The organism is Rhodoferax sp. (genome assembly GCF_023701345.1).
GTDB lineage: Bacteria > Pseudomonadota > Gammaproteobacteria > Burkholderiales > Burkholderiaceae_C > Rhodoferax.
Genome location: NZ_JAMPXE010000206.1, coordinates 1 through 3,621, shown reverse-complemented (window position 1 = coordinate 3,621; position 3,621 = coordinate 1). Strand labels below are relative to the sequence as shown.

The 3,621-nt window shown below is 64.0% G+C and carries 3 protein-coding genes, 1 pseudogene and 1 riboswitch; of the genes and pseudogenes, 3 read left to right on the top strand and 1 reads right to left on the bottom strand.

Annotation, left to right across the window (positions count from 1 at the left end):
- A pseudogene (locus NDI87_RS17070) lies at window positions 1-280 on the bottom strand (YgiQ family radical SAM protein); the annotation flags it as partial.
- 326 nt (window positions 281-606) lie between these two features.
- Window positions 607-715, top strand: a riboswitch (TPP riboswitch).
- A gap of 77 nt (window positions 716-792) precedes the next feature.
- On the opposite strand from NDI87_RS17070, the gene NDI87_RS17065 reads away from it, so the two are divergent.
- Genes NDI87_RS17065 through thiS form a run of 3 tightly spaced genes read left to right on the top strand, consistent with a single transcriptional unit; the run spans window position 793 to window position 3,523 of the window.
- Window positions 793-2,115 carry a cytosine permease gene (locus tag NDI87_RS17065; RefSeq protein WP_296276782.1) on the top strand — a complete coding sequence of 441 codons (1,323 nt, stop codon included), beginning with the start codon at window positions 793-795 and terminating at the stop codon, window positions 2,113-2,115.
- Complete coding sequence (locus tag NDI87_RS17060) at window positions 2,112-3,314, top strand: FAD-dependent oxidoreductase (RefSeq protein ID WP_296276781.1); 1,203 nt, start codon at window positions 2,112-2,114, stop codon at window positions 3,312-3,314. The genes NDI87_RS17065 and NDI87_RS17060 overlap by 4 nt, the downstream gene beginning before the upstream one ends.
- An 11-nt stretch (window positions 3,315-3,325) precedes the next feature.
- Window positions 3,326-3,523, top strand: coding sequence for a sulfur carrier protein ThiS (gene thiS / locus NDI87_RS17055; protein ID WP_296276783.1), 198 nt, complete (start codon window positions 3,326-3,328; stop codon window positions 3,521-3,523).
- Window positions 3,524-3,621 lie beyond the last annotated feature (98 nt).

The window sequence follows — 3,621 nt, the reverse complement described above, 5'->3', positions numbered from 1 at the left end:
GTTCGGCGCTTTGCCAGTCGGGCTGGGCGATGATGCCGACGCGAAAGCCCTGCGCTTCGAGCATGCGGCCAATCACCGCCATGCCAAAGCTGGGGTGATCGACATAGGCGTCACCGGTGACCAGCACCACGTCGCAGCTGTCCCAGCCCAGTTGCTCCATCTCGGCGCGGCTCATCGGCAAAAACGGGGCCGTGCCAAAGCGTGCCGCCCAGAACTTGCGGTAGCTGGACAGCGGCTTGGCTGCACGCGGGAAAAAAGAGACGTCGACAGGGGCGTTCATGGGCATTCAGGGTCAGGGGAAGGCGCCGAGTGTAAGGTTTTGAGGCTTTAAACGTTGTCATCAAGGTCATTGCGGGCGAAGCGCGGCTGGTATCGTCATTGCGAGCGGAGCGTGACTGGTATCGTCATTGCGGGCGGAGCGCGGCAATCCAGGACTTCATGGATTGCCACGTCACTACGCTCCTCGCAATGACGGTGTGATGGCCGTCACTGCGAGCGTAGCGCGGCAGTCCATGCAGTCGGAAGTCATGGATTGCTTCACTGCGTTCGCAATGACGCCGTTCTTTCGCGTTGAAGCCGCTATAGAATTCGCGCTGCGTTGAACAACGCTTTCGCTAGGGGTGTTGCGCTGCCGAAGTTGCTGGCAGACGACTGAGAAAGTCCCTTTGAACCTGACTGAGGTAATCCTCGCGCAGGGAAGCAGGTTAAAAACCGGTGCTCGCCGCCTTCTCTGGCGAGGTTTTCCACCTCTTTCGACCGCCGACCTGCCAACTTTTTGCATGGAGCAAACAGATGGCAAATACAGCTACTTCTGATTCAAACCAGGCCGCCGCGACGAACTCGGCCCTGTCACCCGTGCCGTCTTCAGAGCGGGTCTTCAACTGGCACAACCACGCCTCGCTCTGGTTCAGCCTGGGCGTGGGCCTGCTGGTGATGCAGGTGGGCGCCTATCTGGTGCCGGCCGTGGGCAGCCGCGATGCGGCCATCGCCATTGTGCTGGGGTCATTGATTGGCGCCGGCCTGCTGGCCTGGACCGCGCGGCTGGGTTGTCAGACCGGTTTGTCAAGCGCGGCGCTGATGCACGCCACCTATGGCAGTGCCTTTGCCCGCCTGCCGGTGCTGCTCAACATGGCGCAACTGATCGGCTGGACCACGTTCGAGCTGGTCATCATGCGCGACGGCACAGCCGCCATTGGCAAACAATCTTTTGGATTTGAACTGGGCGGCATGGAGGGCCGGGTGCTGACCACATTGCTGTGGGGCGGCGTGCTGGTGCTGCTGCTGTCGCGCCCCATGACGCAGCTGGTGCGCAAAATTGTCAGCCGGGTGGCGCTGCCGCTGGTGATTGCCTCGCTGCTGTGGCTGACCTGGCAGTTTGGCGGCCAGGTGCAGGCGCAGGGTCTGGAGGCGTTTTGGACGCGCCCGGGCGATGGCAGCATGGGCATGCTGTCGGCCATGGACCTGGTGATTGCGATGCCGGTGTCGTGGCTGCCGCTGGTGGCGGACTACGCGCGTTATGGCAAGTCGGGCAAGAGCGCCATGAGCGGCACCTGGCTCGGCTATGCGCTGGCCAACATCTGGTGTTATGCGCTGGGCGTGATGGTGGTGACGGTGGCCGCACCGGGCACCGACCTGGTCAGTGCCCTGCTGCTGGCCCAGGGCGGCCTGCTGGCGCTGACGCTGATTCTGGTGGACGAGGTGGACAACGCCTATGGCGATGTGTACTCGGGCGCGGTGTCGGGCCACAGCATCAAGCCGGGCTGGAGCGTGCGCCAATGGGGCCTGGGCCTGGCGCTGCTGTGCACCGGCCTGGCGCTGGTGTTGCCGATGCACAGCCTGGAGCCGTTTTTGCTGATGCTGAGTTCGGTGTTTGTGCCGCTCTACGGCGTGATCCTGGGCCGGCTGGCCACGTCAACCGGCGCCGTTGCCAGCAACAGCCGGCAGGTGGACTGGACCGCGGCCTTGCTGTGGCTCGGTGGCATTGGCTGCTACCACGCCTTGGCGCAATTCGCTCCGCAATTTGGCGCCGCGCTGCCGACGCTGGCGATCACCTTTGTGCTGGCCTGGCTGACGCGCCCGGCCAGCCCGTTGGCACTGGCTGGCCAAAAAGCATGAACATCGTCATTTTGGGCGCGGGCCTGATGGGCCGGCTGCTGGCCTGCTCTCTGGCGCGCGCTGGCCACTCGTTAAGCGTTTATGACGCTGCCGCGGCTGATTCACGCCGCGCCGCCGCCTTTGCGGCGGCTGCCATGCTGGCGCCGCTGGCCGAGTCGGCGGTTGCCGAAGACCAGGTGGTGCGCATGGGGCAATATGGCCTGACGCGCTGGCCCGAGCTGATCGCCGAACTCGATGCCCCCGTGTTCTTCCAGCAGCAAGGCACGCTGGTGGTCTGGCACCGCCAGGATGCGGCTGATGCCCAGCGTTTTACACAACTGCTGGTCGCCACCGCCAATCGATTACCCAGCCTGCCCACCCAAAAAAAACTGGATGCGGCGGGGCTGAACCAGTTGGAGCCCGGCTTGGGCACACACTTTGCACAAGGACTTTATTTACCGGGCGAAGGCCAGCTGGACAACCACCAGCTGATGGACGCGCTGCTGGCGCAATTGCAGCGCTTGCAGGTCACCCTGCACTGGAACAGCCCGCGCTCGCCAAATGACTTTGCGCCTGGCACACCCGGCCAGCCCGACTGGGTGCTGGACTGCCGTGGCCTGGGCGCGCAGCCGCAATGGCCAGGCTTGCGCGGCGTGCGTGGCGAGATCATCACCCTGCACGCCCCGAACGTGACGCTGTCGCGCCCCACCCGGCTGATTCACCCGCGTTACCCGATCTACATCGCACCCAAGCAGGACGGCTATTTTTTGGTGGGCGCGACAGAAATCGAGTCGGAAGACACCTCGCCCATGAGCGTGCGCTCGGCCCTGGAGTTGCTCAGCGCCGCCTACACCGTGGACAGCGGCTTTGGCGAGGCGCGCATTGTGGAACTGGTGGCGCAGTGCCGCCCCACCCTGCCCGACAACCGGCCCGCAGTGCGCCGCCTGGGCGCGCGCTGCCTGCAGGTCAACGGCCTGTATCGGCACGGCTATCTGATCGCCCCGGCCATGCACGACATGGTGCTGCAGCTGATGCAGGGTGAGCGTTCGGCGCTGGCAGAAGCCATGGATTGCCACGTCGCTGACGCTCCTCGCAATGACGGTACTGTGGCTGTCATGGATTGCCACGCCGCTGACGCGTCTCGCCATGACGGTCTTAAAGCTGTCATTGCGAGCGAAGCGCGGCAATCCATGCCGCCGGATGTCCAGGCGCTTGCATGATGACAACAACGATCAAGGTGCTGATCAACGGCAACACGTTTGAGTTGCCTGCCACCGCGACGCTGGCCGATGCCGTGGCCCTGTTGCCCTTGAAACCGCCTTTTGCTGCCGCCATCAACCTGCAATTCATCCCCAATACCGCCTACCACCACACCCCGTTGCACGACGCAGACCAGATCGACCTGATTGCGCCGGTAACCGGGGGCTAAGGATTGACCCTCATGAACATGTATTCAGAACAAACGCCCGACGACGCACTGGTGCTCTACGGCCAGACCTTTGCCAGCCGCCTGCTGCTGGGCACCTC

Bases quoted from the DNA above. Each gene is read 5' to 3' on its own strand.
- NDI87_RS17060 (WP_296276781.1), top strand. From the start codon at position 2,112: ATGAACATCGTCATTTTGGGCGCGGGCCTGATGGGCCGGCTGCTGGCC.
- NDI87_RS17065 (WP_296276782.1), top strand. From the start codon at position 793: ATGGCAAATACAGCTACTTCTGATTCAAACCAGGCCGCCGCGACGAAC.